The sequence below is a fragment of the Streptomyces sp. NBRC 110611 genome, from assembly GCF_001590865.1.
Lineage (GTDB): Bacteria > Actinomycetota > Actinomycetes > Streptomycetales > Streptomycetaceae > Streptomyces.
Genome location: NZ_BBUY01000002.1, coordinates 531,293 through 557,694, shown reverse-complemented (window position 1 = coordinate 557,694; position 26,402 = coordinate 531,293). Strand labels below are relative to the sequence as shown.

General features: G+C 71.0%; 23 protein-coding genes and 1 pseudogene. 22 read left to right on the top strand and 2 right to left on the bottom strand.

Features of this window, described 5'->3' with window-relative positions:
* Window positions 1–32: 32 nt before the first annotated feature.
* The 7 genes and pseudogenes from thrS to AZE13_RS06905 form a co-directional block, all read left to right on the top strand.
* Window positions 33–2,012, top strand: coding sequence for a threonine--tRNA ligase (gene thrS / locus AZE13_RS06935; protein ID WP_066928027.1), 1,980 nt, complete (start codon window positions 33–35; stop codon window positions 2,010–2,012).
* Window positions 2,013–2,095: 83 nt separating this feature from the next.
* Window positions 2,096–2,650, top strand: a complete 555-nt coding sequence (locus tag AZE13_RS06930; RefSeq protein ID WP_066928025.1) for an HIT family protein — start codon at window positions 2,096–2,098, stop codon at window positions 2,648–2,650.
* Window positions 2,651–2,717: 67 nt separating this feature from the next.
* The gene (locus AZE13_RS06925) at window positions 2,718–3,518 is read left to right on the top strand and encodes a polysaccharide deacetylase family protein (RefSeq protein ID WP_066928023.1); all 801 of its coding nucleotides are present in this window, start codon (window positions 2,718–2,720) and stop codon (window positions 3,516–3,518) included.
* On the top strand, window positions 3,518–4,750 hold the full coding sequence (locus AZE13_RS06920; protein ID WP_079123762.1) for a YncE family protein: 1,233 nt from the start codon (window positions 3,518–3,520) through the stop codon (window positions 4,748–4,750). Before AZE13_RS06925 ends, AZE13_RS06920 begins: the two co-directional genes overlap by 1 nt.
* Before the next feature lie 145 nt (window positions 4,751–4,895).
* Window positions 4,896–5,240, top strand: coding sequence for an EF-hand domain-containing protein (locus tag AZE13_RS06915; protein WP_181690270.1), 345 nt, complete (start codon window positions 4,896–4,898; stop codon window positions 5,238–5,240).
* Window positions 5,241–5,344: 104 nt separating this feature from the next.
* Entirely contained in the window at window positions 5,345–5,560 is a 216-nt protein-coding gene (locus AZE13_RS06910; protein ID WP_107288277.1) for a helix-turn-helix domain-containing protein, read from the top strand.
* Window positions 5,561–5,579: 19 nt separating this feature from the next.
* Window positions 5,580–5,852 (top strand): annotated as a pseudogene (locus tag AZE13_RS06905) (IS982 family transposase); the annotation flags it as partial.
* Between the two features lie 109 nt (window positions 5,853–5,961).
* Here the strand turns inward: AZE13_RS06905 and AZE13_RS06900 are convergent.
* Window positions 5,962–7,617: a hypothetical protein gene (locus AZE13_RS06900; RefSeq protein WP_066928015.1), complete on the bottom strand. Its 1,656-nt coding sequence runs from the start codon at window positions 7,615–7,617 to the stop codon at window positions 5,962–5,964.
* A gap of 195 nt (window positions 7,618–7,812) precedes the next feature.
* The gene (locus AZE13_RS06895; RefSeq protein WP_066928013.1) at window positions 7,813–10,011 is read right to left on the bottom strand and encodes an elongation factor G-like protein EF-G2; all 2,199 of its coding nucleotides are present in this window, start codon (window positions 10,009–10,011) and stop codon (window positions 7,813–7,815) included.
* Window positions 10,012–10,441: 430 nt separating this feature from the next.
* On the opposite strand from AZE13_RS06895, the gene pgsA reads away from it, so the two are divergent.
* The 15 genes from pgsA to AZE13_RS06820 all read left to right on the top strand — a co-directional run bounded on the left by pgsA (window position 10,442) and on the right by AZE13_RS06820 (window position 26,365).
* Window positions 10,442–11,101: a phosphatidylinositol phosphate synthase gene (gene pgsA / locus AZE13_RS06890; protein ID WP_066928011.1), complete on the top strand. Its 660-nt coding sequence runs from the start codon at window positions 10,442–10,444 to the stop codon at window positions 11,099–11,101.
* Window positions 11,098–12,021, top strand: a complete 924-nt coding sequence (locus AZE13_RS06885; RefSeq protein ID WP_066928009.1) for a phosphatidylinositol mannoside acyltransferase — start codon at window positions 11,098–11,100, stop codon at window positions 12,019–12,021. The genes pgsA and AZE13_RS06885 overlap by 4 nt, the downstream gene beginning before the upstream one ends.
* Window positions 12,018–13,178, top strand: a complete 1,161-nt coding sequence (locus AZE13_RS06880; protein WP_066928006.1) for a glycosyltransferase family 4 protein — start codon at window positions 12,018–12,020, stop codon at window positions 13,176–13,178. Before AZE13_RS06885 ends, AZE13_RS06880 begins: the two co-directional genes overlap by 4 nt.
* A 347-nt stretch (window positions 13,179–13,525) precedes the next feature.
* On the top strand, window positions 13,526–14,071 hold the full coding sequence (locus AZE13_RS06875) for a hypothetical protein (protein ID WP_066928004.1): 546 nt from the start codon (window positions 13,526–13,528) through the stop codon (window positions 14,069–14,071).
* 209 nt (window positions 14,072–14,280) lie between these two features.
* A complete protein-coding gene (pdxS, locus tag AZE13_RS06870) occupies window positions 14,281–15,192 on the top strand; it encodes a pyridoxal 5'-phosphate synthase lyase subunit PdxS (RefSeq protein WP_066928002.1) in 912 nt (303 codons plus the stop codon).
* A gap of 9 nt (window positions 15,193–15,201) precedes the next feature.
* Complete coding sequence (gene pdxT / locus AZE13_RS06865) at window positions 15,202–15,822, top strand: pyridoxal 5'-phosphate synthase glutaminase subunit PdxT (RefSeq protein WP_066928000.1); 621 nt, start codon at window positions 15,202–15,204, stop codon at window positions 15,820–15,822.
* 74 nt (window positions 15,823–15,896) lie between these two features.
* Window positions 15,897–16,649, top strand: a complete 753-nt coding sequence (locus AZE13_RS06860; protein WP_066927998.1) for a YebC/PmpR family DNA-binding transcriptional regulator — start codon at window positions 15,897–15,899, stop codon at window positions 16,647–16,649.
* A gap of 236 nt (window positions 16,650–16,885) precedes the next feature.
* Complete coding sequence (gene ruvC / locus AZE13_RS06855) at window positions 16,886–17,437, top strand: crossover junction endodeoxyribonuclease RuvC (protein WP_066927996.1); 552 nt, start codon at window positions 16,886–16,888, stop codon at window positions 17,435–17,437.
* Window positions 17,434–18,054: a Holliday junction branch migration protein RuvA gene (ruvA, locus tag AZE13_RS06850; protein WP_066927994.1), complete on the top strand. Its 621-nt coding sequence runs from the start codon at window positions 17,434–17,436 to the stop codon at window positions 18,052–18,054. The genes ruvC and ruvA overlap by 4 nt, the downstream gene beginning before the upstream one ends.
* A gap of 82 nt (window positions 18,055–18,136) precedes the next feature.
* Entirely contained in the window at window positions 18,137–19,225 is a 1,089-nt protein-coding gene (ruvB, locus tag AZE13_RS06845; protein WP_066927992.1) for a Holliday junction branch migration DNA helicase RuvB, read from the top strand.
* Between the two features lie 210 nt (window positions 19,226–19,435).
* Complete coding sequence (gene yajC, locus AZE13_RS06840; protein ID WP_398780117.1) at window positions 19,436–19,885, top strand: preprotein translocase subunit YajC; 450 nt, start codon at window positions 19,436–19,438, stop codon at window positions 19,883–19,885.
* Window positions 19,886–20,034: 149 nt separating this feature from the next.
* Window positions 20,035–21,852: a protein translocase subunit SecD gene (gene secD / locus AZE13_RS06835; protein WP_066927987.1), complete on the top strand. Its 1,818-nt coding sequence runs from the start codon at window positions 20,035–20,037 to the stop codon at window positions 21,850–21,852.
* Between the two features lies 1 nt (window position 21,853).
* A complete protein-coding gene (secF, locus tag AZE13_RS06830; RefSeq protein WP_066927985.1) occupies window positions 21,854–22,984 on the top strand; it encodes a protein translocase subunit SecF in 1,131 nt (376 codons plus the stop codon).
* Window positions 22,981–23,529, top strand: a complete 549-nt coding sequence (locus tag AZE13_RS06825) for an adenine phosphoribosyltransferase (RefSeq protein ID WP_066927983.1) — start codon at window positions 22,981–22,983, stop codon at window positions 23,527–23,529. Before secF ends, AZE13_RS06825 begins: the two co-directional genes overlap by 4 nt.
* A 193-nt stretch (window positions 23,530–23,722) precedes the next feature.
* The gene (locus AZE13_RS06820; protein ID WP_066927981.1) at window positions 23,723–26,365 is read left to right on the top strand and encodes a RelA/SpoT family protein; all 2,643 of its coding nucleotides are present in this window, start codon (window positions 23,723–23,725) and stop codon (window positions 26,363–26,365) included.
* Window positions 26,366–26,402: the final 37 nt, after the last annotated feature.

Here is a 26,402-nt window from a genome sequence, read left to right as displayed (position 1 = left end):
GACGTGAGAGAGACATGAGTCAGGAGAGTCCGGTGTCAGACGTCCGTGTGACCATCCCACGCGATTCCGAGCGGGAAGAACGCGTGGTGACCACGGGCACTACGGCCGCCGACCTCTTCCAGGGCGACCGCGCCGTCGTCGCCGCGCGGGTGGCCGGGGAGCTCAAGGACCTGGCGTACGAGGTCGCCGACGGCGACACCGTCGAGCCCGTGGAGATCACCTCCGAGGACGGCCTGAACATTCTGCGGCACTCCACCGCGCATGTGATGGCGCAGGCCGTGCAGGAGCTGTTCCCGGAGGCGAAGCTGGGCATCGGCCCGCCCATCAAGGACGGCTTCTACTACGACTTCGACGTCGAGACCCCCTTCCACCCGGATGATCTCAAGCGCATCGAGAAGAAGATGCAGGAGATCCAGAAGCGCGGGCAGAAGTTCGTGCGCCGGGCGGTCAGCGACGACGCCGCGCGCGAGGAGCTGGCCGACGAGCCGTACAAGCTCGAGCTGATCGGGCTCAAGGGCTCCGCCGCGGACGCCGCCGAGGGTGCCTCCGCCGAGGTCGGCGCCGGCCAGCTGACCATGTACGACAACGTCGACGCCAAGACCGGCGACCTGTGCTGGAAGGACCTCTGCCGCGGTCCGCACCTGCCCAGCACCCGCGTCATCCCCGCGTTCAAGCTGATGCGCTCGGCCGCCGCGTACTGGCGCGGCAGCGAGAAGAACCCGCAGCTCCAGCGGATCTACGGCACCGCCTGGCCGACCAAGGACGAGCTCAAGGCGTATCTGGAGTTCCTCGCCGAGGCCGAGAAGCGCGACCACCGCAAGCTCGGCGCCGAGCTGGACCTCTTCTCCTTCCCCGAGGAGCTGGGCCCCGGCCTCGCGGTCTTCCACCCCAAGGGCGGCGTCGTCCGCAAGGTCATGGAGGACTACTCCCGCAAGCGGCACGAGGACGCGGACTACGAGTTCGTGAACACCCCGCACATCACCAAGGAGCAGCTCTTCGAGACGTCGGGGCACCTGCCCCACTACGCCGAGGGCATGTTCCCGCCCCTGGAGTTCGACGGGCAGAACTACCGCCTCAAGGCGATGAACTGCCCGATGCACAACCTGGTCTTCAAGTCGCGCGGCCGCTCGTACCGCGAACTGCCCCTGAGGCTGTTCGAGTTCGGCACGGTCTACCGGTACGAGAAGTCCGGTGTCGTGCACGGCCTGACCCGTTCGCGCGGTTTCACCCAGGACGACTCGCACATCTACTGCACCAAGGAGCAGATGCCGCAGGAGCTCGACACGCTCCTGACCTTCGTGCTCGACCTGCTGCGCGACTACGGCCTGCACGAGTTCGAGCTGGAGCTGTCCACCCGCGACGACTCCGACAAGTTCATCGGCTCGGACGAGGACTGGGAGGAGGCCACCGAGGCGCTGCGCCAGGCCGCCGAGAAGCAGGGCCTGCCGCTGGTCCCGGACCCGGGCGGCGCCGCGTACTACGGCCCGAAGATCTCGGTGCAGGCGCGCGACGCGATCGGCCGGTCCTGGCAGATGTCGACGCTCCAGGTGGACTTCAACCAGCCCAAGCGGTTCGGCCTGGAGTACACCGCGGCGGACGGCTCCAAGCAGCAGCCCGTGATGCTGCACCGCGCGCTCTTCGGCTCGATCGAGCGGTTCTTCGGTGTGCTTCTGGAGCACTACGCGGGCGCGTTCCCGGCGTGGCTGGCGCCGGTGCAGGCGACCTGCATCCCGATCGGCGACGCGCACGTCCCGTACCTGGAGGAGTTCGCCGCGCAGGCGAAGGCCAAGGGGCTGCGGGTCGAGGTGGACGCGTCGTCGGACCGGATGCAGAAGAAGATCCGCAACGCCCAGAAGTCCAAGGTCCCGTTCATGATCCTCGCTGGTGATGAGGACATGGCGAACGGTGCGGTGTCCTTCCGGTACCGGGACGGGTCGCAGGAGAACGGGATCGGCCGTGACGAGGCGATCGCCAAGCTCGTTGATGTGGTGGAGCGCCGCGTGCAGGTGTGATGCGGTCCCCGCACGTGCGGGGGTGCGAGGGGCGGCCCCGATCGGGGTCGCCCCTCGTCTCATCCGTTCTCCGGCCGGGGAATATGCTGGCCATCATGACGAGTGAGCCGGAGCAGCAGATCGGAGTCGGGACGCAGGACGCCTTTCAGCGCCTGTGGACGCCTCACCGGATGGCCTACATCCAGGGGGAGAACAAGCCGACCGGTCCGGGGGCCGACGGATGTCCGTTCTGCGTGATCCAGGCCAAGAGCGACGAGGACGGCCTGATCATCGCGCGCGGTGAGAAGGTCTACGCGGTGCTCAACCTGTACCCGTACAACGGCGGACACCTGATGGTCGTCCCTTACCGCCACATCGCCGACTACACCGAGCTGGACCCGGGGGAGACCTCGGAGCTCGCCGAGTTCACCAAGCAGGCGATGACTGCGCTGCGCAGCGCCTCCGGGGCGCATGGCTTCAACATCGGCCTCAACCAGGGCAGCGTGGCAGGCGCCGGGATCGCGGCGCATCTGCATCAGCACATCGTGCCCCGCTGGGGCGGGGACACCAATTTCCTTCCCGTCATCGGCCACACCAAGGTGCTGCCCCAGCTGCTCGCCGACACCCGGGCCATGCTCGCCGAGGCCTGGCCCGCGTAGGCGACACGAAACCGAACGAATCGGATATATCGCCGTTATTTGGGTGGGTTGCCTCTCTAATGGGGAGGTGACTTCGCTGGATCGCCGCTGTGTGCTGCGCGCGGCCACCTCGGCCGCGGCGGCCGGTGCGCTGGCGGCGGGCTGCGCCCCGCACCGGGACGAGGGCTCCGGCACCGTACGCACCACCGGCGGACCGAGCCCCTCCGGTGCCGCGCGGCGCCCGCCCGCCCCGGCGCGCGCCGCCCGGCCGCCCACCCGGGTGCCCGGCCTTCCCGTACAGATCGAGCACGGGCCCCGGGGCCGCCGCGCGGTCGCCCTGACCTTCCACGGCGCGGGCGACCCGAAACTGGCGACCGCGCTCCTGGGCGAGGCCGAGCGGGCCGGCGCCCACGTCACCGTGCTCGCCGTCGGCGCATGGCTCGACGCACAGCCCGCGATGGCCCGTCGGATCCTCGACGGCGGCCATGAGCTGGGCAATCACACCATGCACCACCGCGCCGTCTGCGCCCTGCCGGCCGCCGAGGCGTACGCCGAGATCAGGCGGTGCGCGGACCGGCTGCGCCGGCTCACCGGGACCATCGGCAGCTGGTTCCGCCCGTCGCGGACCCGGCGGGCCACGGACCTGGTGGTCCGGCTGGCCGGTGAGGCCGGCTATCCGCACGTCCTGTCGTACGACGTGGACTCCCTCGACGCGACCGACCCCGGCGCCCCGGCCGTCCAGCGCACGGTCCTGGACGCGGTCCGGCCCGGCTCGGTCGTGAGCCTCCATCTCGGGCACGCCGGCACGGTGGCCGCGCTGCCCCCGATCCTCGACGGCCTCCGCCGGCGCGGCCTGCGCGCGGTGACGACAACGGAGCTAGTGACCTGATGGCTGACCGGAACCGTTCCCACTCCCCGAGCCGCGCCGTTCCCCTGCCACGCGCCGCGGGCCGGAGCCTCGGCCGCCGGGCGGCCGCGCTGCTGGCCATGGCCTGTGCGCTGGCCGCGGCGGGCTGCGGTGGCGGCGGCACCGAGCCCGCCGGGCAGAGCCCGCGGCCGGTCGAGCGCGGGCCGGTCAAGGCGGCCAAGCCGGGACTGCCCGGAATGCCGCCGCTGCTCGACGCGCGCGATGTGTACGCGGCGGACCGGCCCGGGAAGCTGGTGCCCCAGGTCAGGAGCTACCCCGCGCGGATCTATGTGCCCAACACCGGCTCCGACACGGTCAGCGTGATCGACCCGAAGACGTACAAGGTCACCGAGACCATCCCCGTGGGCGTCCAGCCGCAGCATGTCGTGCCGTCCTGGGACATGAAGACGCTCTGGGTCAACAACAACCGCGGCCATGACCTCACCCCGATCGACCCCGCCACCGGCAAGGCCGGCAAGCGGGTCCAGGTCCACGACCCGTACAACCTCTACTTCACACCCAACGGGAAGTACGCGGTGGTGATGGCCTCGATGGACCGGCAGCTGGTCTTCCGGGACCCCCACACCATGGAGGTCCGCAAGACCGTCCCGGTCAGCTGCGCCGGGGTGAACCACGCGGACTTCTCGGCGGACGGCCGGTACTTCATCGTCTCCTGTGAGTTCTCCGGCGAGCTGCTGAAGGTCGACACCGCGCAGATGAAGGTCGTCGGGCAGCAGCGGCTGCCGTTCGACGGGGCGATGCCGCAGGACGTGAAGGTCTCCCCGGACGGCAGGACCTGGTACATCGCCGACATGATGGCCGACGGTGTCTGGGTCCTGAACGGCGACCGGTTCGGCCGGCCGAAGCTGATGCCGACCGGCAAGGGAGCCCACGGCCTCTACGTCAGCCGTGACTCGAAGGTTATGTACATCTCCAACCGCGGCGAGGGCACCATCTCGCTCCTCGACTTCAGGACCGGCAAGCTCGTCGACCGATGGCACATCCCGGGCGGCGGCAGTCCCGACATGGGCGGACTGTCCGCCGACGGCAAGGTGCTGTGGCTGTCCGGCCGGTACCACTCCGAGGTCTACGCACTCGACACCCGTACCGGCAAAACCCTGGCCAAGATCCCGGTCGGCCAGGGCCCGCACGGCCTGGCCGTCTACCCGCAGCCGGGCCGGTACTCCCTGGGCCACACGGGCATCTTCCGCTAGCGCCTGCAGGGCCTGCGCCGGCAGCCTTTGCTCTGCTTTCCCCCGAAGGAAGTAACGACGGTAGTGGCCCTGCGACTTGCAGCAATACGGCCGATACGACCCGATCAAGCCCCTTGGTGCCGGCCCTCTGCCCGCCGATGACATCGTGCGCGCCGTCCGCGAAACCTGCCTCCAGATCACCGGCGAGGACGCCGCCGCGTTCGTCGCGGCTGCCGACACCGACGGGGACCAACTCATCTCCCAGGTCGAGTTCGACGCCGTTCGCACCCAGGAGGTGCCGCAGGATGCGGATGAGTACGCGGACGCGTTCGCCGCGTTCGACGTGGACGAGAGCGGCTTCCTCTCGCTCGACGAGATGGAACGATTCGCGGCCCTGTGCGGGTGCCCCGAGGACAGCGCGGCCGAGCTGATGGCCGAGGCCGACAACGATGGCGACAGGAAGCTGTCGCGCACCGAGTTCACGGCGCTGATGAAGGCCCTCAACAACTAGTCCGCGTCGGCCATCGACACGTCCACCACATGAACAGGAGCTAGGACATGGCGTCCAGTACTGCGCTCAAGAACGTCAACGCGGTGGTCAACACGGCCAATGCGATCGGGGCAAAGGCGTCGAAACGACCGTTGAACGAGGTCGTGTTCCTGACGGTCGCGGAGGTCGCCGCTGTCATGCGGGTGTCGAAGATGACGGCCTATCGCCTGGTGCACAGCGGCCATCTGCCCGCGATCCGCGTGGGTCGGAGCTTCCGGGTCCCGGAGGCGGCCGTGCATGAGTACTTGAGGGAGTCGTTCGTCGGCGTCGAGACCGCTTGACACCGTACGGACGCCTGATCTGGACTCCCTCGCGACTGCACTCTACGTGGCAACCGATGACCTGCTGAAAAAATCGCCGCATCTGGTTCCGTGGCGGCCGGAGATCGGCATCGCGCCCAAGCTGAGCGACGCCGAGCTGGTCACGCTCGCGGTGATGCAAGCCTTGCTCGGCCACGTCTCCGAACGCCGCTGGATCCGCTACGCCCGCTCCCACCTGCGGCACCTGTTCCCGTACCTGCCCGGACAGTCCGGCTACAACCGGCGCCTGCGCAAGGCCGCCGACCTCATCGCCACAATGCGCGGCGAGGGGGCCGTATTCCGCGCGGCAATGGGGGCCGTATTCCCGTGACGCGTGCCTTGTTCGTGTGACGCAATGCGTGCCCAGTTCCTGTGGCTCGTGGTTATGCGCTGTACTCGTCGGCCTTCTGGGGTTCCACGCTCTGGATCATGCCGCTGAGGAACAGCGAGCGGTTGGTGAAGCGCTCGGTGTTCACGCCGTTGTCCTTGAGGACGCTCACCGCGGCGGTGTGGACCGCGCGCAGCACCGGGGTCGCGGTGCGCAGCGCGTCGTCGGCCATGAAGCGGTGCCGCCAGGGCTTGTCGGCCCAGACGTGCCGCAGGCCGAACGGCTCGGGGAGGGTCAGCTTGCCGCCGAGGAAGTCCAGGAGCGGCGGGAACCACGTCAGCGGCGCGCGGGCGGCGAGCCGGACCACCTCCCGCGGTTCGATCAGCGGCAGGGTCTGGGTCCTGGTCTCCCAGAACTTGACGACTTTGGCGACATCCTTGGTCTTCGGCTCGGGCTTCGTCGTGAACAGGCCGTTGACCGGGCCGAGGGCGTGGCCGGTCACCTCGATGCGCAGCGTCTCGTGCAGCACCGTGACCGTGATCATCAGGGTGATCACCAGCTGGCCGTCCCACAGGACGAACTGCACGCCGAGGTAGTGGCGGTTGCCGCTGCCGAACTGCTGCTCGTTGCAGATCCGCTCCATCTCGTGCCCGCGGATCTGGTACGCGTCCACATGGGTGCCCTCCGGGCGGCTGACGGCGGCGGCCTTCTCGCCGACCGGCGAGACGATCCAGTGGCGTACCGAGGGTGTGGGGAAGCCGCCGGTGTGCAGCGGGCTGCGCTCCAGCAGCCGCAGCCGGTCGTGGATCGCCCGGATCACGTCCCAGCTGCGGAACGGGTTGATCTCGGTGCCCTCCTGCGCGGGCGTCAGCTCCTCGGCGAGCTGCCAGCTGCCCCAGCGGGTGCCCATGCCGAGTATGCCCTTGGGGCCGGCGTAGAAGACGACGTTGCTGTTCTGCTCGGCGGAGACCTTCGCGAGGTTCTTCCGGAGGGTTTCGGCGGCGGTCTGGTTCGGGTCCTGCGGCACCGCCTCGGGGATCTTCGCGGCCACCCCGCCGCCCTCCAGCAGCCCCTTCCAGGCCCCCCGCATGGCCACCGCGGTCCGCTCACAGATCTGCTTGGCCCACCACCAGCCGATCACCGGCGCGACGACCATGGCCCGGGCGTACAGCGGCCAGAAGCCGTTCACCGGCAGCTTGACCATGAAGACCAGGGCGACGCCGGCGAGCACGGTCAGCAGCACCGCACCGGGCAACGAGACGCCCTTGCCGTCACCGCCCTTGGCGAACGTCCTGCGCAGCTGGAAGGCGCCCAGCCACAGCAGCACACCGGGCAGGAACAGCAGCCCGAACAGCACCATCAGCAGCGTCAGCCGGACATCCCGCTGCTTGCGGACGCGGCTGGCCGACAGGCAGTGCTCCACGACGGTCTGCGGTTCCGTACCGAAGGACTGGATCAGCGCCTTACGGCCGCCGCCGAGCATCCGTACCTGTACGGCGCGCGCGAACGCCTCGCCGAGATTGGGCTCGAACAGCGACAGTTTGGGCTTCTTGATCTCCGACTTGCCGGAGTCGGAGTCCGCCTTGGAGATGTCGGAGAGCGGGCTGTCGCGATAGGCGGCCGAGGCCAGTGCCTGGGTCGCCGCCGTCTGCCCGGCGCTCCCCGAGAGCGGCACCTGCGCCCCGGGACTGAAGTCAAAGCCGTCTGCCACTACCGCCCCCCACCCCTCGCATCCGATGATGCGGCTCTTCCCGACTTCCGCCGCCGGCACACCTGTTGAGCCCGGTGCGCCGGCGCCTCGCCGTCGCACAGCGTGTAACGGTGAGGACCTCAGCGTACAGCCGCCTTCCGGCCCAAGGGAGTTGGACCGGAAGGCGGGACGGTCCGGCGGGCGGCCGGGCGCCGGCTATCCGCCGTTGCCGTCCTGTTCGCGCAGCTTCCCGGCGAGCTGTGGCGGCATCGCCTCATGCCGCAGGTGACGGCGGGAGAACCGGCCGCTGCCGTGCGAGAGGGACCGCAGGTCGACCGCGTACCGGCCGATCTCGATCTCGGGCACCTCGGCGCGCACCACGGTGCGGCCCGCACCCGACTGTTCGGTGCCCACGACCCGGCCGCGGCGCCCCGACAGATCGCTCATCACCGGGCCGACGAATTCGTCCGGAACCATCACGCTGACCTCGCAGACCGGTTCGAGCAGATCGATCCGGACGTCCGCGGCCGCCTCGCGCAGCGCCAGCGCGCCCGCCGTCTGGAACGCGGCGTCCGACGAGTCGACCGAGTGCGCCTTCCCGTCGAGCAGGGTGACGCGGATGTCGACGAGCGGGTACCCGGCGGCGACCCCGCGTGCGGCCTGGGCGCGTACGCCCTTCTCGACGGACGGGATGAACTGCCGGGGCACCGCGCCGCCCACGACCTTGTCGACGAACTCGATGCCGGAGCCGCCGGGCAGCGGTTCCACCTCGATCTCGCAGATCGCGAACTGGCCGTGGCCACCGGACTGTTTGACATGCCGTCCGCGGCCCGCGGCGGCCTCACCGAAGGTCTCCCGCAGCGACACCTTGTGCGGGACGGTGTCGACCTGCACGCCGTACCGCGAGCGCAGCCGCTCCAGCGCCACCTCGACATGCGCCTCGCCCAGGCACCACAGCACCACCTGGCGGGTGTCCTGATTGTGCTCCAGCCGCATCGTCGGGTCCTCCGCCACCAGGCGGGACAGGCCCTGTGAGAGCTTGTCCTCGTCGGCCTTGCTGTGGGCCCGGATGGCGACCGGCAGCAGCGGATCCGGCATCGACCAGGGCTCCATCAGCAGCGGCGCGTCCTTGGCGGAGAGGGTGTCGCCCGTCTCGGCGCGGGTCAGCTTCGCCACACAGGCCAGATCGCCGGCGACCGCCTGGGACAGCGGGCGCTGCTGTTTGCCGAACGGGGTGGACAGCGCGCCGACCCGCTCGTCGACGTCATGGTCCTCATGGCCCCGGTCCGCCAGGCCGTGTCCCGACACGTGCACCGTCTCGTCGGGCCGCAGCGTGCCGGAGAACATCCGGACCAGCGAGATCCTGCCGACGTACGGGTCGGAGGAGGTCTTGACCACCTCGGCCGCCAGGGGGCCGGCCGGGTCGCAGCTCAGCGCCGCGCGCGGGGCGCCGTCCGGGCTGGTCACCTCGGGTGCCTCGCGCTCCGCCGGAGTGGGGAAACCACCGGTGATCAGCTCCAGCAGCTCGACGGTGCCCAGGCCCTGCCGGGCGCCGTCGGGGGGCGGGGCCGCGGCCAGGACGGGGTGGAAGGAACCGCGGGCGACCGCCGTCTCCAGGTCTCCGATCAGCGTCTTGATGTCGATGTCCTCGCCGCCGAGATAGCGGTCCATCAGGGTCTCGTCCTCGCTCTCGGCGATGATCCCCTCGATGAGGCGGTTCCGGGCCTCCGCGATCCGCGGCAGCTCCTCGGCGGCCGGGTCGCGTTCGGTGCGCTCACCGGAGGAGTAGTCGACGACCCGCTGGGAGAGCAGGCCGATCAGGCCGTGGACGGGGGAGTGGCCGTCGGCGCCCGGCCGCCCGTACAGGGGGAGGTAGAGCGGCAGCACCGCGTCGGGGTTCTCGCCGCCGAAGGCGGAGCGGCACACCTCGGTCATCTCGTCGAAGTCGGCGCGGGATGCCTCCAGGTGGGTGACGACCAGCGCCCGCGGCATCCCGACGGCCGCGCACTCGTCCCAGATCATCCGGGTCGCGCCGGCCACCCCGTCGGCCGCCGAGACGACGAAAAGAGCCGCGTCCGCGGCGCGCAGACCGGCTCTGAGTTCCCCGACGAAATCGGCGTATCCGGGGGTGTCCAGGATATTGATCTTGATTCCGCCCCAGTCCACCGGGACCAGGGAGAGCTGTACGGAGCGCTGCTGGCGGTGCTCGATCTCGTCGTAGTCCGACAGACAGCCGCCGTCCTCGACCCGTCCGGCCCGGTTGACCGCGCCGGACGCCAGTGCGAGGGCCTCCACCAGCGTGGTCTTGCCCGATCCGCTGTGGCCGACCAGCACCACATTGCGCAGGGCGGTGGGCTGGCCGGCCGCTGGAGCCCTGCCGGCGGCTCCCGGGTGGGTCGTCGTCTTCTCGCTCATGTGTCTCGCCTCCAGGTCGACACTTTGCGGTGATTCGAGCTTTCCACCGAGGTCATGCCGCGTCCATACATGGCGCACGCCCGGATCCCCCCAACGGCTCCCCGGCCGCCCCGCGCGCCGGGCGGCGCCGACCGCCGCGACCGGCCCTAGGGCGCTTCTGACGGATCTCCGCGGCGTCGCGGGGCCTGGCACGCACGCTCGCGGCGTTGCCGGGATGTCCCCATAGCTCCGCTATGAAGACATCCCGGCGCCTTGCGATCGCACGCACCAGGCCCCGCTCCTTCCTCCACGGAGATCCGTCAGAAGCGCCCTAGCCGCCGTACGCACCCCGTGCCGCGGTGCGTACGCTGAGGCCCGTGGCCCCGTGGCTACGATGGGCCAGCCGGTGGCCCCATGACCGCGCGGCCCGTTTCGACCCTCCGGGAAGGCCATGCTGAACAAGTACGCGCGTGCGTTCTTCACGCGTGTTCTCACGCCGTTCGCCGCCCTGCTCATCCGTCTCGGCGTCAGCCCGGACGCGGTCACCCTCGTCGGGACCGGAGGCGTGGTGGCCGGCGCCCTGGTCTTCTACCCGCGCGGCGAGTTCTTCTGGGGCACCCTCGTCATCACCCTGTTCGTCTTCTCCGACCTGGTCGACGGCAACATGGCACGGCAGCTGGGCCGCTCCAGCCGCTGGGGGGCCTTCCTCGACTCCACCCTCGACCGGGTCGCCGACTCGGCGATCTTCGGTGGACTGGCCCTCTGGTACGCGGGGCGCGGCGAGAGCCTGGTGCTCTGCGCCATCGCGATCTTCTGCCTCGCCAGCGGCCAGGTGGTCTCGTACACCAAGGCCCGCGGTGAGGCCATCGGCCTGCCGGTCGACGTCAACGGCCTGGTCGAACGCGCCGAGCGCCTGGTGATCACGCTCGTCGCCTGCGGTTTCTCCGGCCTGTCCGCGTTCGGTGTGCCCGGGATCGAGGTCCTGCTGCCGATCGCCCTGTGGATCGTCGCCATCGGCAGCGCCGTCACGCTCGGCCAGCGCGTGGTGACGGTACGCCGGGAGTCGGCCGAGGCCGACGCCGCTATCGCACAAGGGGGGAACCACGCATGATCCGCCTGCCGGAGATCAACACCGACAAACTCACCGACACGCTCTACGCACTGGGCTGGAGCACCGTCAAGAAACTGCCCGAAGGGGCCGCCACGGCCCTCGGCCGGTCTCTCGCCGACACCGCCTGGAAACGCCGCGGCACGGGCGTCCGCCAGCTGGAGGCGAACCTCGCCCGCGTCGTCCCCGACGCCTCCCCCCGGCGCCTGGCCGCACTGTCCCGGGCCGGTATGCGCTCGTACATGCGCTACTGGATGGAGTCCTTCCGCCTGCCCGCCTGGTCCCAGGAGCGGATAAGGACCGCCTTCGCCCCCGAGGACGTCCACCACCTCACCGACGGCCTCAAGAGCGACCGCGGCCTCATCCTCGCCCTGCCCCACATGGGCAACTACGACCTCGCCGGCGTCTGGGTCACCACCGCGCTGAACACCCCCTTCACCACCGTCGCCCAGCGCCTCAAGCCGGAGTCCCTCTACGACCGCTTCGTCGCCTACCGCGAGGGCCTGGGCATGGAGGTACTGCCGCACACCGGCGGCGCCGCCTTCGGCACCCTCGCCCGCCGGCTCCGGGCCGGCGGCCTGGTCTGCCTGGTCGCCGACCGCGACCTCTCCAGCTCCGGCATCCCCGTGAAGTTCTTCGGCGAGGAGACGAAGATGCCGGCCGGCCCCGCCATGCTCGCCGTCCAGACCGGTGCCATGCTGCTCCCCGTCACCCTCTGGTACGACGACACGCCCGTCATGCGCGGCCGGGTGTACCCGGAGATCGAGGTCCCCGAGACCGGCACCCGCGCCGAGAAGGCCGCCCGGATGACCCAGGAGCTCGCCGACGCCTTCGCCTCCGGCATCGCCGACCACCCCCAGGACTGGCACATGCTCCAGCGCCTGTGGCTGGCCGACCTCGAACGACCACGGGAGACGCCGTGAAGATCGGCATCGTCTGTCCCTACGCCTGGGACGTCCCCGGCGGCGTCCAGTTCCACATCCGTGACCTGGCCGACCACCTGATCCGTCGCGGCCACCAGGTCTCCGTCCTGGCTCCCGCCGACGACGAGACACCCGTGCCGCCCTACGTCGTCCCGGCCGGCCGCGCCGTCCCCGTCCCCTACAACGGCTCGGTGGCCCGTCTCAACTTCGGCTTCCTCTCCGCCGCCCGGGTACGCCGCTGGCTGCAGAACGGCGCCTTCGACGTCATCCACATCCACGAACCGGCCTCCCCGTCCCTCGGCCTGCTCTCCTGCTGGGCCGCCCAGGGCCCCATCGTGGCCACCTTCCACACCTCCAACCCCCGCTCCCGCGCCATGATCGCGGCCTATCCGATCCTCCAGCCCGCCCTGGAGAAGATCAGCGCCCGCATCGCGGTCAGCGAGTACGCCCGCCGCACGCTCGTCGAACACCTCGGCGGCGACGCGGTGGTCATCCCCAACGGCGTGGACGTCGACTTCTTCGCCCGGGCCGAGCCCAAGGCCGCCTGGCAGGGCCGGACCATCGGGTTCGTCGGCCGCATCGACGAACCCCGCAAGGGCCTGCCGGTCCTGATGAAGGCGCTGCCCAGGATCCTCGCCGAGGTCCCCGACGCCCGCCTCCTGGTCGCCGGCCGCGGCGACGAGCGGGAAGCCGTCGCCGGCCTCCCCGCCGACCTGCGCTCCCGGGTCGAATTCCTCGGCATGGTCAGCGACGAGGACAAGGCGCGCCTGCTCCGCAGCGTCGACCTCTACATCGCCCCCAACACGGGCGGCGAGTCCTTCGGCATCGTCCTCGTGGAGGCCATGTCGGCCGGCGCACCCGTACTCGCCAGCGACCTCGACGCGTTCGCCCAGGTCCTCGGCCAGGGCGAGGCCGGCGAACTCTTCACCAACGAGGACGCCGACGCCCTGGCCACCGCCGCCGTCCGCCTCCTGGGCGACCCCGCCCGCCTCGCGGAACTCCGCGCACGCGGCAGCCGTCACGTCCGCCGCTTCGACTGGTCGACGGTCGGCGCCGACATCCTCGCCGTCTACGAGACCGTCACCGCCGGCGCCGCCTCCGTGGCCACCGACGAACGCGTGGGCCTACGCACCCGCCGCCGCCTGGCAAAGGACTGACCGCCGCCCCCGTGGGGAACCACTCACACCCGCCCCCACCGGCCTGTTCTCCTCCCACCCACGGGAGGGGACGGGCCGGAGGGGCAGGGTGCCTGGACGTAAAGCGAAGCAGTCCAGGCACCCTGCCCCGGAGGACCGTCACCGCAGCCGACAAACTCACGCCCGCCGCAGGCGAAACAGCGGAACGGAAGGTACGGCGCCGCACCCGACAAACTCACGCCCGCCGCTGGGGGTACCTCCCACGCCTTTAGGGCAGTGGGGGAGCAACGGCGAAACGGAAGGTACGGCGCCGCACCCGACAACGTGGGAAACAAGCCAAGCGCAGCGGACCGGTAGCGTTCCTCCGCGTGACCACGTTCCTCTCCCTCGCCACCGCCCTCGTCCTCATCGCCCTCTACCTGAGCTGGACCGCCGGCCGTCTGGACCGCCTGCACGCGCGCATCGACGCGGCCAGGGCGGCTCTCGACGCCCAGCTCCTGCGGCGGGCCTCCGTCGCCCAGGAGATCGGTACGTCGGGCGTCCTGGATCCGGCCGCCTCGATCGTCCTATACCAGGCCGCGCACGAGGCCCGGCAGGCCGAGGAGGAGCACCGTGAGGTCGCGGAGAGCGAGCTGAGCCAGGCCCTGCGGGCCATCTTCGCCGAGGAGGCGCAGCTGGAGGCCGTACGGGAGGCACCGGGCGGTGAGCGCACGGTCACCGAACTCACCGCCGCGGTCCGCCGCGTCCCGATGGCCCGCCGCTTCCACAACGACGCCGTACGGGCCGCGCGGGCGGTCCGCCGCCACCGGGTGGTGCGGTACTTCCGGCTCGCCGGTCACGCGCCGTTCCCGCTGGCCTTCGAGATGGACGACGAGCCGCCGGCCGTGCTGGACGACCGTTCGGCCGGAGCCTGACGTCCGGTACCGGGACCCGGTGATCCGGGGCCCGATGATCCGGCCGGTACCGGGGCCCGATGATCCGGTGGGTCCGGTGCGGAGGCGGACACCCGCCACCTCCCGGCCCCGACGATCCACCGGCCTCGAATTGGCCCTTTTCCCGGACCGCCGGCGGACGGTTGGCTGGGCGTCACGCACCACCACCCCGCATCGAGTGAGGTCTAACCGTGTCCAGCACGCCCACCACGCCCCAGCACCCCGAGACCGGAACCGCCCGCGTCAAGCGCGGTATGGCCGAACAGCTCAAGGGCGGCGTGATCATGGACGTCGTCACGCCGGAAGAGGCGAAGATCGCCGAGGACGCCGGCGCCGTCGCCGTCATGGCCCTGGAGCGGGTCCCCGCCGACATCCGCAAGGACGGCGGCGTGGCCCGTATGTCGGACCCCGACATGATCGACGGCATCATCGACGCCGTCTCCATCCCGGTCATGGCCAAGTCCCGGATCGGCCACTTCGTCGAGGCCCAGGTCCTGCAGTCGCTCGGCGTCGACTACATCGACGAGTCCGAGGTCCTCACCCCCGCCGACGAGGTCAACCACTCCGACAAGTGGGCCTTCACCACCCCCTTCGTCTGCGGCGCCACCAACCTGGGCGAGGCGCTGCGCCGGATCGCCGAGGGCGCCGCGATGATCCGCTCCAAGGGCGAGGCCGGCACCGGCAACGTCGTCGAGGCGGTCCGTCACCTGCGCCAGATCAAGGGCGAGATCGCCAAGCTGCGCGGCTGCGACCACAACGAGCTGTACGCCGCCGCCAAGGAGCTGCGTGCCCCGTTCGAGCTGGTCAAGGAGGTCGCCGAGCTCGGCAAGCTGCCGGTGGTGCTGTTCTCCGCCGGCGGTGTGGCCACCCCGGCCGACGCGGCGCTGATGCGTCAGCTCGGCGCCGAGGGCGTGTTCGTCGGCTCCGGCATCTTCAAGTCCGGTGACCCGGCCAAGCGCGCCGCCGCGATCGTGAAGGCCACCACCTTCTACGACGACCCCAAGGTCATCGCGGACGTCTCCCGCAACCTGGGCGAGGCCATGGTCGGCATCAACTGCGACACCCTCCCCGAGGCCGAGCGCTACGCCAACCGCGGCTGGTGACGTAAGAGCATGACGGGCACCCCCACCATCGGTGTGCTGGCCCTCCAGGGCGACGTCCGCGAGCACCTCCGGGCGCTCGCGGACGCCGGTGCCCAGGCGCGGCCGGTACGCCGTCCCGAGGAGCTGGCCGAGATCTCCGGCCTGGTCATACCGGGCGGCGAATCCACGACCATGTCCAAGCTGGCGGTCGTCTTCGGCATGCTGGAGCCGCTGCGCGCCTTCGTCCGGGCCGGGAAGCCGGTCTACGGCACCTGCGCCGGCATGATCATGGTCGCGGACAAGCTGCTGGACGGCCGTGCGGACCAGGAGACGCTCGGCGGTATCGACATGATCGTGCGCCGTAACGCCTTCGGGCGGCAGAACGAGTCCTTCGAGGCGGCCATCGACGTCGCCGGGGTCCCCGGCGGGCCGGTCGAGGGCGTCTTCATCCGGGCGCCCTGGGTCGAGTCGGTCGGCGGCGGCGTCGAGGTCCTGGCGACGTACGACGGTCACACGGTGGCCGTGCGGCAGCGTAACGTCCTGGCCACCTCCTTCCACCCGGAGCTCACCGGTGACCACCGGGTCCACGCCCTGTTCGTGGACATGGTGCGCGCCTCGGGCCCCGGACAGGGGGCGGCCCCGGCGGAGTAACACCGGGTGATCCGGTCCCGGTAGGATCGAGGGCGTTCGTTTCGGAAAATTGGTGACGCGAAGGAGACAGGCGGATGTCCGGCCACTCTAAATGGGCTACGACGAAGCACAAGAAGGCCGTGATCGATGCCAAGCGCGGCAAGCTCTTCGCGAAGCTGATCAAGAACATCGAGGTCGCGGCCCGTATGGGCGGTGCCGACATCGACGGCAACCCGACCCTCTTCGACGCCATCCAGAAGGCGAAGAAGCAGTCGGTGCCGAACAAGAACATCGACTCCGCGGTCAAGCGCGGTGCCGGCCTGGAGGCCGGTGGCGCCGACTACGAGACGATCATGTACGAGGGTTACGGCCCGAACGGTGTCGCGGTGCTCATCGAGTGCCTCACCGACAACCGCAACCGCGCCGCCTCGGACGTCCGCGTGGCCATGACCCGCAACGGCGGTTCGATGGCCGACCCGGGCTCGGTGTCGTACCTCTTCAACCGCAAGGGCGTGGTGATCGTCCCCAAGGGTGAGCTGACCGAGGACGACGTGCTCGGCGCGGTCCTGGACGCGGGCGCCGAGGAGGTCAACGACCTGGGCGAGTCCTTCGAGGTGCTCAGTGAGGCGACGGACCTGGTCGCGGTCCGTACCGCCCTCCAGGAGGCCGGGATCGACTACGACTCGGCCGAGGCCAACTTCGTGCCGACCATGCAGGTCGAGCTGGAGGAAGAGGGCGCGCGCAAGATCTTCAAACTGATCGACGCGCTGGAGGACAGCGACGACGTGCAGAACGTCTTCGCCAACTTCGACGTGCCGGACGCGGTCATGGAGAAGGTCGACGCCTGAGCCGGACGGCCACCGCCGACACAGGACGGGCCGACGGGGAACACCCCCGTCGGCCCGTCGCGTTGCCGGTGCCGCGTTGTCAGTGGCACCGGATACTGTGCTGAGCAGGGGATCTCCGCTCCCCCCATGGGGAAGAGCCGGGCGAAACGGTCCGGCTGACACCCCCTCACGACAGGCAGACGCGCTACGGCGCACGACGCGCTACGGCACACGACACGGCAGAGGGAGGGGCGCCCGTGAAGGTGCTCGGGGTGGACCCGGGGCTGACGCGCTGCGGCGTCGGCGTGGTCGAAGGGGTGGCCGGCCGCCCGCTGACGATGGCCGGCGTCGGCGTCGTCCGCACGCCCGCGGACGCCGACATCGCCCACCGCCTCGTCCTCATCGAGCGCGGCATCGAGGAGTGGCTGGACGCCCACCGCCCCGAATACGTCGCCGTGGAGCGGGTGTTCAGTCAGCACAACGTCCGTACGGTCATGGGCACCGCCCAGGCCAGCGCGGTCGCCATGCTCTGTGCCGCCCGCCGCGGACTGCCGGTCGCCCTGCACACCCCCAGCGAGGTCAAGGCCGCCGTCACCGGCTCAGGACGGGCCGACAAGGCCCAGGTCGGCGCGATGGTCACCCGCCTGCTCCGGCTCGGCGCACCGCCGAAGCCGGCGGACGCCGCCGACGCCCTCGCCCTCGCCATCTGCCACATCTGGCGCGCGCCCGCGGTCAACCGCCTCCAGCAGGCGCAGGCCGCCGCCCGCCGCACCTCCGCTCCCGTCCGCACGCTGAAGGGCACCCGATGATCGCCTTTGTCTCCGGCCCGGTCGCGGCCCTGGCCCCCGATACCGCCGTCGTCGAGGTCGGCGGTGTCGGCATGGCCGTCCAGTGCACACCGAACACGCTCTCCGCGCTGCGCGTCGGACAGCAGGCCAGGCTCGCCACCTCCCTCGTCGTCCGAGAGGACTCGCTGACGCTCTACGGCTTCGCGGACGACGACGAACGGCAGACCTTCGAGCTGCTGCAGACCGCCAGCGGTGTCGGCCCCCGGCTCGCCCAGGCGATGCTCGCGGTGCACTCCCCGGACGCGCTCCGGCTGGCCGTCGCCACCGGCGACGAGAAGGCCCTCACGGCCGTGCCCGGCATCGGCAAGAAGGGCGCCCAGAAGCTGCTGCTGGAGCTCAAGGACCGGCTCGGCGAGCCGGTGGGCGGCAGCCGCGCGGGCGTCGGCAGCGCCGTCACGGCCGGCTGGCGCGATCAGCTGCAAGCCGCCCTGATCGGACTGGGCTACGCCACCCGCGAGGCGGACGAGGCGGTCGCCGCGGTCACCCCGCAGGCCGAGGCGGCCCTCGCCGCGGGCGGCGCGCCCCAGGTGCCGCAGCTGCTCAAGGCCGCCCTGCAGACCCTCAACCGCGCGCGGTGACCGCCGCCGCCCGGGCGCCCCGCCCCCGACCGAACGACCATGACGGCGGCCCGGCCGCCCCGACCCCGCGAGGCAATCCGCAGTGAACTGGGACGACACCGCACCGCCCACCGAGGACGCCGCCCCCGGCGGCCCCGACCGGCTGGTCGGCGCCGCCGCGGACGGCGAGGACACCGCCGTCGAGGCCGCGCTGCGGCCCAAGGACCTCGCCGAATTCGTGGGCCAGGAGCGGGTGCGCGAGCAGCTCGACCTGGTGCTGCGGGCCGCCCGGGCCCGCGGTGCCACCGCCGACCACGTCCTGCTGTCCGGCGCGCCCGGCCTCGGCAAGACCACCCTCTCGATGATCATCGCCGCCGAGATGGGCGCCCCGATCCGGATCACCTCCGGCCCCGCCATCCAGCACGCCGGCGACCTCGCCGCGATCCTCTCCTCCCTCCAGGAGGGCGAGGTCCTCTTCCTCGACGAGATCCACCGCATGTCCCGGCCCGCCGAGGAGATGCTGTACATGGCGATGGAGGACTTCCGCGTCGACGTGATCGTCGGCAAGGGCCCGGGCGCCACCGCCATCCCGCTGGAGCTGCCCCCGTTCACCCTGGTCGGCGCCACCACGCGCGCGGGCCTGCTGCCGCCCCCGCTGCGCGACCGCTTCGGCTTCACCGCCCATATGGAGTTCTACGGACCGGATGAGCTGCAGCGGGTGATCCACCGGTCGGCCGGGCTGCTGGAGGTGGAGGTGGAAGCGGACGGCGCCGCCGAGATCGCCGGCCGGTCCCGGGGGACGCCCCGTATCGCCAACCGCCTGCTGCGCCGGGTCCGCGACTACGCCCAGGTCAAGGCCGACGGCGTGATCACCCGCGAGGTCGCAGCCCGGGCCCTCGGGGTCTACGAGGTCGACGCCCGGGGCCTGGACCGCCTCGACCGGGCGGTGCTCACGGCGCTGCTCAAACTGTTCGGCGGCGGGCCGGTGGGCCTGTCCACCCTCGCGGTCGCGGTGGGGGAGGAGCGTGAGACGGTCGAGGAGGTCGCCGAGCCGTTCCTCGTACGGGAGGGACTGCTGGCCAGGACTCCCCGGGGACGGATCGCGACGCCGGCCGCCTGGACGCATCTGGGCCTGGTCCCGCCGCAGCACCAGGCGGGCGGCAGCGGGCAGCAGGGCCTGTTCGGACCCTGACGGCGCGGGGACTCGCCCGGGCAGGAACTGCGGTGGGATGCTGTGCGTTGTTCCACTGGTGGGGACTCGCTTAGACTCCGCCGATGCCGTCCGTAGGGGTCGGCATACCCACCCCCGTATATGAGGCCGCGGTTGCGCGGTCGTGTGAAGGATCTCCGTCCCGTGAAACAACTCGTGACCCTCCTCCCGTTCATCGTCCTCATCGGGGCCATGTTCCTGATGACCCGCTCCGCCAAGAAGAAGCAGCAGGCGGCCGCGGACATGCGCAACCAGATGCAGTCGGGCGCCGGCGTGCGCACCATCGGCGGCATGTACGCCACCGTCAAGGAGGTCCACGAGGACACCGTCCTCCTTGAGGTCGCCCCCGGCGTGCACGCCCTCTACGCCAAGAACGCGATCGGCGCGGTGCTCGCGGACGAGGAGTACAACCGCATCCTGGACGGTGCCGAGGCCGCGCACGGCGCCGGGCCGGTCGTCCCGGACGACGCCTCGTCGCTGACCGGCGAGGGCGCCGGCGCGGCCGACAAGATCGACCTGGGCAAGACCGAGGGCAAGACCGAGGGCGAGACCGGCAAGGACAGCGGGGACGCCACGGACGCCGCCAAGGCCGAGACGGAAGCCGCCGCGGACGAGAAGAAGACCGGCGGCGACGCGAAGTAATCCATCCCACGGAACCGCGGAGCACGCGTCGTGTCGTGCACCGCGGTTCCGGGACGGTTTAGGCTCCGGCGGGGGCAGTCCCCACAACATTCGTGGCCGCCCGGCCGATCACCCCGGGCCGAGGCGGTTGGACAGGGAGAAACGAGAAGGTGGCAGCACCGAAAAAGGGCCGCAGGGCGCCCACGGGCCAAGGGCATCCGGGCCGCACCCTGGTCCTGATTCTGGTCGTGATGGTGGGACTGATCGGAGGGATGTTCGCCTCCGGCACGCTGACGCCCCGCCTGGGCATCGACCTGGCGGGCGGTACGAGCTTCACGCTCCAGGCCCAGAACATGCCGGGCAAGCCCAACGCGATCAACGAGACCAACATGAAGACCGCCGCCGGGATCATGGAGCGGCGGGTCAACGGTCTGGGTGTGTCCGAGGCCGAGGTCCAGACCCAGGGCACGAACCACATCATCGTGAACATCCCGCGGGGGACGGACGCGAAGCAGGCCCGCCAGCAGGTCGGCACGACCGCCCAGCTCGGCTTCCGCCCGGTGCTGACCACGACCGTCGGTACCAAGAGCCCCGAGCCGGCGCCCAGCGCCTCGAAGGGCGCGAACGACAAGGACAAGGGCGACAAGGCCGACAAGGGCAAGGACGCCGAGGACAAGAGCGGCGACAAGGGGGACGGCAAGCCGAAGGGCGGCGAGGAGAACGAGGGCAAGAACGCCTCCTCGGACCCCAGCGCCACGCCCACGGCGCAGGGCCGCGCCGTCACCGACGCCCTGAAGAAGGCACCGTCCGACAAGCCCAGCCCGTCCGGCTCGAAGAAGCCGTCCGTGCCCCCGGCGCCGTCGCCCGGCGAGGGCGCGGGGATCGCGCCCGCCCTCCAGAAGCAGCTGGCCGCGCTCGACTGCTCCACGGACCGCAGCCGCGCCCTGGCCAGTGAGAAGGCCGCCGGCGCCAAGCCCTCCGACCCCGTGGTGGCCTGCAACGAGGACGGCTCGCAGAAGTACGTGCTCGGCCCGATCGCCGTCGAGGGCACCGACGTCAAGGGTGCCAAGGCGGTCTTCGAGAGCCAGCAGGGCCAGGGCTGGATCGTCCAGCTGGACTTCACCTCCGCTGGCGGCAAGAAGTTCGCCGATATCACCGGCAAGCTCGCCGGCAAGGTCCAGCCGCAGAACCAGTTCGCGATCGTCCTGGACGGCCACGTCGTCTCCGACCCGCGGGTCAACGAGCGGATCAACGGCGGCAACGCCACCATCTCCGGCGGCTTCACCCAGCAGACCGCCGAGGACCTGGCGAACATGCTGTCCTACGGCGCCCTGCCGCTCTCCTTCAAGATCGACGACGAGACCACGGTCACCGCGGCGCTCGGCGGCGAGCAGCTGCAGGGCGGTCTGATCGCCGGCGCCATCGGCCTCGCCCTCGTCGTGATCTACCTCGTCGCCTACTACCGGGGGCTGGCGCTGGTCGCGCTGGCGAGCCTCTGCGTCTCGGGCATCCTGACGTACGCGATCATGACGCTGCTGGGCCCGGCCATCCAGTTCGCCCTGAACCTCCCGGCGGTCTGCGGCGCCATCGTCGCCATCGGTATCACCGCCGACTCGTTCATCGTCTACTTCGAACGCATCCGGGACGAGATCCGCGAGGGACGCACCCTGCGCCCGTCCGTCGAGCGCGGCTGGCCGCGGGCCCGCCGGACGATCCTGGTCTCCGACTTCGTGTCGTTCCTGGCCGCCGCGGTGCTGTTCATCGTCACCGTCGGCAAGGTGCAGGGCTTCGCGTTCACGCTCGGCCTGACCACGCTCCTCGACGTCGTCGTGGTGTTCTTCTTCACCAAGCCCCTGATGACACTGCTGGCCCGGCGGAAGTTCTTCGCCGACGGCCACCCCTGGTCCGGACTCGACCCCAAGCGCCTGGGCGCCAAGCCGCCGCTGCGCCGCCGTCGTACCGCCCCCACCCAGACGAAGGAGGCGTGAGATGTCCAAGCTCGGAAACCTCGGCGCCCGGCTCTACCGCGGTGAGGTCGGCTACGACTTCATCGGCAAGCGGAAGATCTGGTACGGCATCTCGATCCTCATCACCATCACGGCCATCGTCGGCCTGGCGGTGCGCGGCCTGAACATGGGCATCGAGTTCTCCGGCGGTGCGGTCTTCAGCACCCCGAAGACCTCGGTGACCACGGCCCAGGCGCAGGAGTACGCCGAGTCGGCGTCCGGCGGCCATCAGGCGGTCGTCCAGCAGCTCGGCAACGGCGCGCTGCGCATCCAGATCTCCGATCTCGACACCAAGCAGGCGGTGCCGGTCCAGGAAGAGCTCGCCAAGGACCTGAAGATCCCGGCCAAGGATGTCAACACCCAGCTGGTCGGCCCGAGTTGGGGTGAGCAGATCGCCAACAAGGCCTGGCTGGGCCTGGGGATCTTCATGGTCCTCGTGGTGCTCTATCTGGCCATCGCCTTCGAGTGGCGGATGGCGCTGGCCGCGCTGATCGCCCTGATCCACGACCTCACGATCACCGTCGGCGTCTACGCCCTGGTCGGCTTCGAGGTCACCCCCGGCACGGTCATCGGTCTGCTGACGATCCTCGGCTACTCGCTGTACGACACGGTCGTCGTCTTCGACAGCCTCAAGGAATCCTCGAAGGACATCACCAAGCAGTCCCGCTTCACCTACAGCGAGATCGCCAACCGTTCGATCAACGGCACCCTGGTGCGGTCGATCAACACCACGGTCGTGGCGCTGCTCCCGGTCGCGGGTCTGCTGTTCGTCGGCGGCGGTGTGCTGGGCGCGGGCATGCTCAACGACATCTCGCTGGCCCTGTTCGTGGGCCTCGCCGCCGGTGCGTACTCGTCGATCTTCATCGCCACCCCGCTGGTGGCCGACTTCAAGAACCGTGAGCCGGAGATGAAGGCGCTGGCCAAGCGGGTGAAGGCGAAGCGCACCGCGGCCGCGGCCAAGGCCGCGAGCCAGGAGTCCGAGGACGTACCGGACGCGGCGGAGGCCGAGGACGCCGAGGACGGTGCCGAGGCCGGCGCCGCGGTCGTCGGCCAGCGCCGGCAGCCCGCCGCCCGCCCCCGCGGACGCGGCCGTACGTCGGGCAAGCGCCGATGAGCGGCGGCGCGGCTCTGCGCGAGCTGCTGCTCAGCCGGATCGCCGACGTCCCCGACTATCCCCAGCCGGGAGTGATGTTCAAGGACATCACCCCGCTCCTGGCCGACCCGGCCGCGTTCGGCGCGCTCACCGACGCCTTCGCCGAGCTGTGCGCGCGCCACCGCGCGGACAAGGTCGTCGGCCTGGAGGCGCGCGGCTTCATACTCGCCGCCCCGGTCGCGGTCCGCGCCGGTATCGGTTTCGTGCCCGTGCGCAAGGCCGGCAAGCTGCCCGGTGCCACCCTCGGCCAGGCGTACGAGCTGGAGTACGGCACCGCCGAGATCGAGATCCACGCCGACGCGCTGGGCCCGGGCGACCGGGTGCTGGTGATCGACGACGTCCTGGCCACCGGCGGCACGGCCGATGCGTCGATGCAGCTCATCCGGCGGGCGGGCGCCGAGGTCGCGGGCCTGGCGGTGCTGCTGGAGCTGAGCGTCCTCAACGGCCGGCAGCGGCTGGAGCCGGGGCTGGCGGGCGCTCCGCTGGAGGCCCTGATCACGGTCTGAGCCGCGGCGCGGGCCGGTCCGGCCCGGCCGTACGCACCCTCGTCGCAGCAGGGGTATCCGGAACAATCCGGGTGCCCCTGCTGCTGTGTCATGTACGGCCCATGGCCGCGCGGCAGCCGCGGCCCCAAGGTCGATACCATGGCACCCCGACCCGTTCGAGGTCCCGGGGTCCGGAACCGCTTGAGGAGTGCTCTTGCCAGACGAGGCCCAGCCGCTCTCCCCCGGACTGCGTCCGACGGGGTCCGATGCCGCGCGCCCGGACCAGCCGAAGCCGGCGGACACGGCGTCCTCGCCCGCGCCCGGGCCCGAGCGGAACGGCGCGTCCGACCGGACGGACACCTCCCCGTCGCCGGCCAGGACCCCCGCCGCGCCCCCGGCGGCCGGCGACCGCTCCCGTCCGGCGCCCGCGCCAGGGCCCGCCGCCTCCTCGCCCTCGCCCGCAGCCGCCCCGGCCCGCGCGCCCAAGCCGCCCGCCAAGGCCGACCAGCCCGCCGCGCCCCGACCGCTGCCGCCGGCCCCCGCCGGCCGCTCCGGCTCCCCCAACCGGGTACGGGCCCGCCTCGCCCGGCTGGGTGTCCAGCGCTCCAGCCCGTACAACCCGGTCCTGGAGCCGCTGCTGCGGGCCGTCCGCGGCAACGACCCCAAGATCGAGACCGCGACGCTGCGCCAGGTCGAGCGGGCCTACCAGGTCGCCGAGCGCTGGCACCGCGGCCAGAAGCGCAAGAGCGGCGACCCGTACATCACCCACCCGCTCGCGGTCACCACCATCCTCGCCGAGTTGGGCATGGACCCGGCCACGCTGATGGCCGGGCTGCTGCACGACACCGTCGAGGACACCGAGTACGGCCTGGAGCAGCTGCGCCGCGACTTCGGCGACCAGGTCGCGCTGCTCGTCGACGGCGTCACCAAACTCGACAAGGTCAAGTTCGGCGAGGCCGCGCAGGCCGAGACGGTCCGCAAGATGGTCGTCGCCATGGCCAAGGACCCGCGGGTGCTGGTCATCAAGCTCGCCGACCGCCTGCACAACATGCGCACCATGCGCTACCTCAAGCGGGAGAAGCAGGAGAAGAAGGCCCGCGAGACGCTGGAGATCTACGCCCCGCTCGCCCACCGGCTGGGCATGAACACCATCAAGTGGGAGCTGGAGGACCTCGCCTTCGCGATCCTCTACCCCAAGATGTACGACGAGATCGTGCGGCTGGTCGCCGAGCGGGCGCCCAAACGGGACGAGTACCTGGCGATAGTGACCGACGAGGTCCAGGCCGATCTGCGCGCCGCCCGGATCAAGGCCACCGTCACCGGCCGCCCCAAGCACTACTACAGCGTCTACCAGAAGATGATCGTGCGCGGCCGCGACTTCGCCGAGATCTACGACCTGGTGGGCATCCGCGTCCTGGTCGACACGGTCCGCGACTGCTACGCCGCCCTCGGCACCATCCACGCGCGGTGGAACCCGGTCCCCGGCCGGTTCAAGGACTACATCGCGATGCCGAAGTTCAACATGTACCAGTCGCTGCACACGACGGTCATCGGGCCCAACGGCAAGCCGGTGGAACTCCAGATCCGCACCTTCGACATGCACCGCCGGGCCGAGTACGGCATCGCCGCCCACTGGAAGTACAAGCAGGAAGCGGTGGCCGGCGCCTCCAAGATCCGTACGGACGTGCCGAAGAGCGCCGCCGGGAAGGCCGGCAAGGACAGCGCCGCCGTCAACGACATGGCCTGGCTGCGGCAGCTGCTCGACTGGCAGAAGGAGACCGAGGACCCGGGCGAGTTCCTGGAGTCGCTCCGCTTCGACCTGTCCCGCAACGAGGTCTTCGTCTTCACGCCGAAGGGCGATGTGATAGCGCTGCCGGCCGGCGCCACCCCCGTCGACTTCGCGTACGCGGTGCACACCGAGGTCGGCCACCGCACGATAGGGGCCCGGGTCAACGGACGTCTCGTACCGCTCGAATCGACCCTGGACAACGGCGACCTGGTGGAGGTCTTCACCTCCAAGGCGCCGGGCGCCGGACCGTCCCGCGACTGGCTCGGCTTCGTCAAGTCCCCCCGCGCCCGCAACAAGATCCGCGGCTGGTTCTCCAAGGAGCGCCGCGACGAGGCGATCGAGCAGGGCAAGGACGCCATCGCCCGGGCGATGCGCAAGCAGAACCTGCCGATCCAGCGGATCCTGACCGGCGACTCCCTGGTGACGCTGGCGCACGAGATGCGCTACCCCGACATCTCCTCCCTCTACGCGGCCATCGGCGAGGGCCATGTCGCGGCGCAGGGCGTCGTCCAGAAGCTGGTGCAGGCGCTCGGCGGCCAGGACGAGGCCACCGAGGACATCGCCGAGTCCACCCCGATCCGGCCGCGCTCCAAGCGCCGCTCCAGCGCGGACCCCGGTGTGGTCGTCAAGGGCGTCGACGACGTCTGGGTCAAGCTCGCCCGCTGCTGTACGCCGGTGCCGGGGGACCCGATCATCGGCTTCGTCACCCGCGGCAGCGGTGTCTCGGTGCACCGCGCCGACTGCGTCAACGTCGACTCGCTGTCCCGGCAGCCGGAGCGGATCCTGGACGTCGAGTGGGCACCCACCCAGTCCTCGGTGTTCCTGGTCGCCATCCAGGTCGAGGCGCTGGACCGCTCCCGGCTGCTGTCGGATGTCACCCGGGTCCTGTCCGACCAGCACGTCAACATCCTGTCCGCCGCCGTCCAGACCTCCCGCGACCGCGTGGCCACCTCCCGCTTCACCTTCGAGATGGGTGACCCGAAGCATCTGGGGCACGTCCTGAAGGCGGTGCGGGGTGTGGAGGGCGTGTACGACGTCTACCGGGTCACGTCGGCGCGCAGGCCGTAGCAGGCAGCCGAAGGGCCCGGTACGGATCCCCCCGTAC

Coding starts and splice junctions, on each gene's coding strand:
- pgsA (WP_066928011.1), top strand. CDS start 10,442: ATGCTGAACAAGTACGCGCGTGCGTTCTTCACGCGTGTTCTCACGCCG.
- pdxT (WP_066928000.1), top strand. CDS start 15,202: ATGACGGGCACCCCCACCATCGGTGTGCTGGCCCTCCAGGGCGACGTC.
- secF (WP_066927985.1), top strand. CDS start 21,854: ATGTCCAAGCTCGGAAACCTCGGCGCCCGGCTCTACCGCGGTGAGGTC.
- AZE13_RS06825 (WP_066927983.1), top strand. CDS start 22,981: ATGAGCGGCGGCGCGGCTCTGCGCGAGCTGCTGCTCAGCCGGATCGCC.
- AZE13_RS06895 (WP_066928013.1), bottom strand. CDS start 10,011: ATGAGCGAGAAGACGACGACCCACCCGGGAGCCGCCGGCAGGGCTCCA.
- ruvA (WP_066927994.1), top strand. CDS start 17,434: ATGATCGCCTTTGTCTCCGGCCCGGTCGCGGCCCTGGCCCCCGATACC.
- AZE13_RS06885 (WP_066928009.1), top strand. CDS start 11,098: ATGATCCGCCTGCCGGAGATCAACACCGACAAACTCACCGACACGCTC.
- AZE13_RS06930 (WP_066928025.1), top strand. CDS start 2,096: ATGCTGGCCATCATGACGAGTGAGCCGGAGCAGCAGATCGGAGTCGGG.
- yajC (WP_398780117.1), top strand. CDS start 19,436: ATGTTCCTGATGACCCGCTCCGCCAAGAAGAAGCAGCAGGCGGCCGCG.
- AZE13_RS06920 (WP_079123762.1), top strand. CDS start 3,518: ATGGCTGACCGGAACCGTTCCCACTCCCCGAGCCGCGCCGTTCCCCTG.
- AZE13_RS06860 (WP_066927998.1), top strand. CDS start 15,897: ATGTCCGGCCACTCTAAATGGGCTACGACGAAGCACAAGAAGGCCGTG.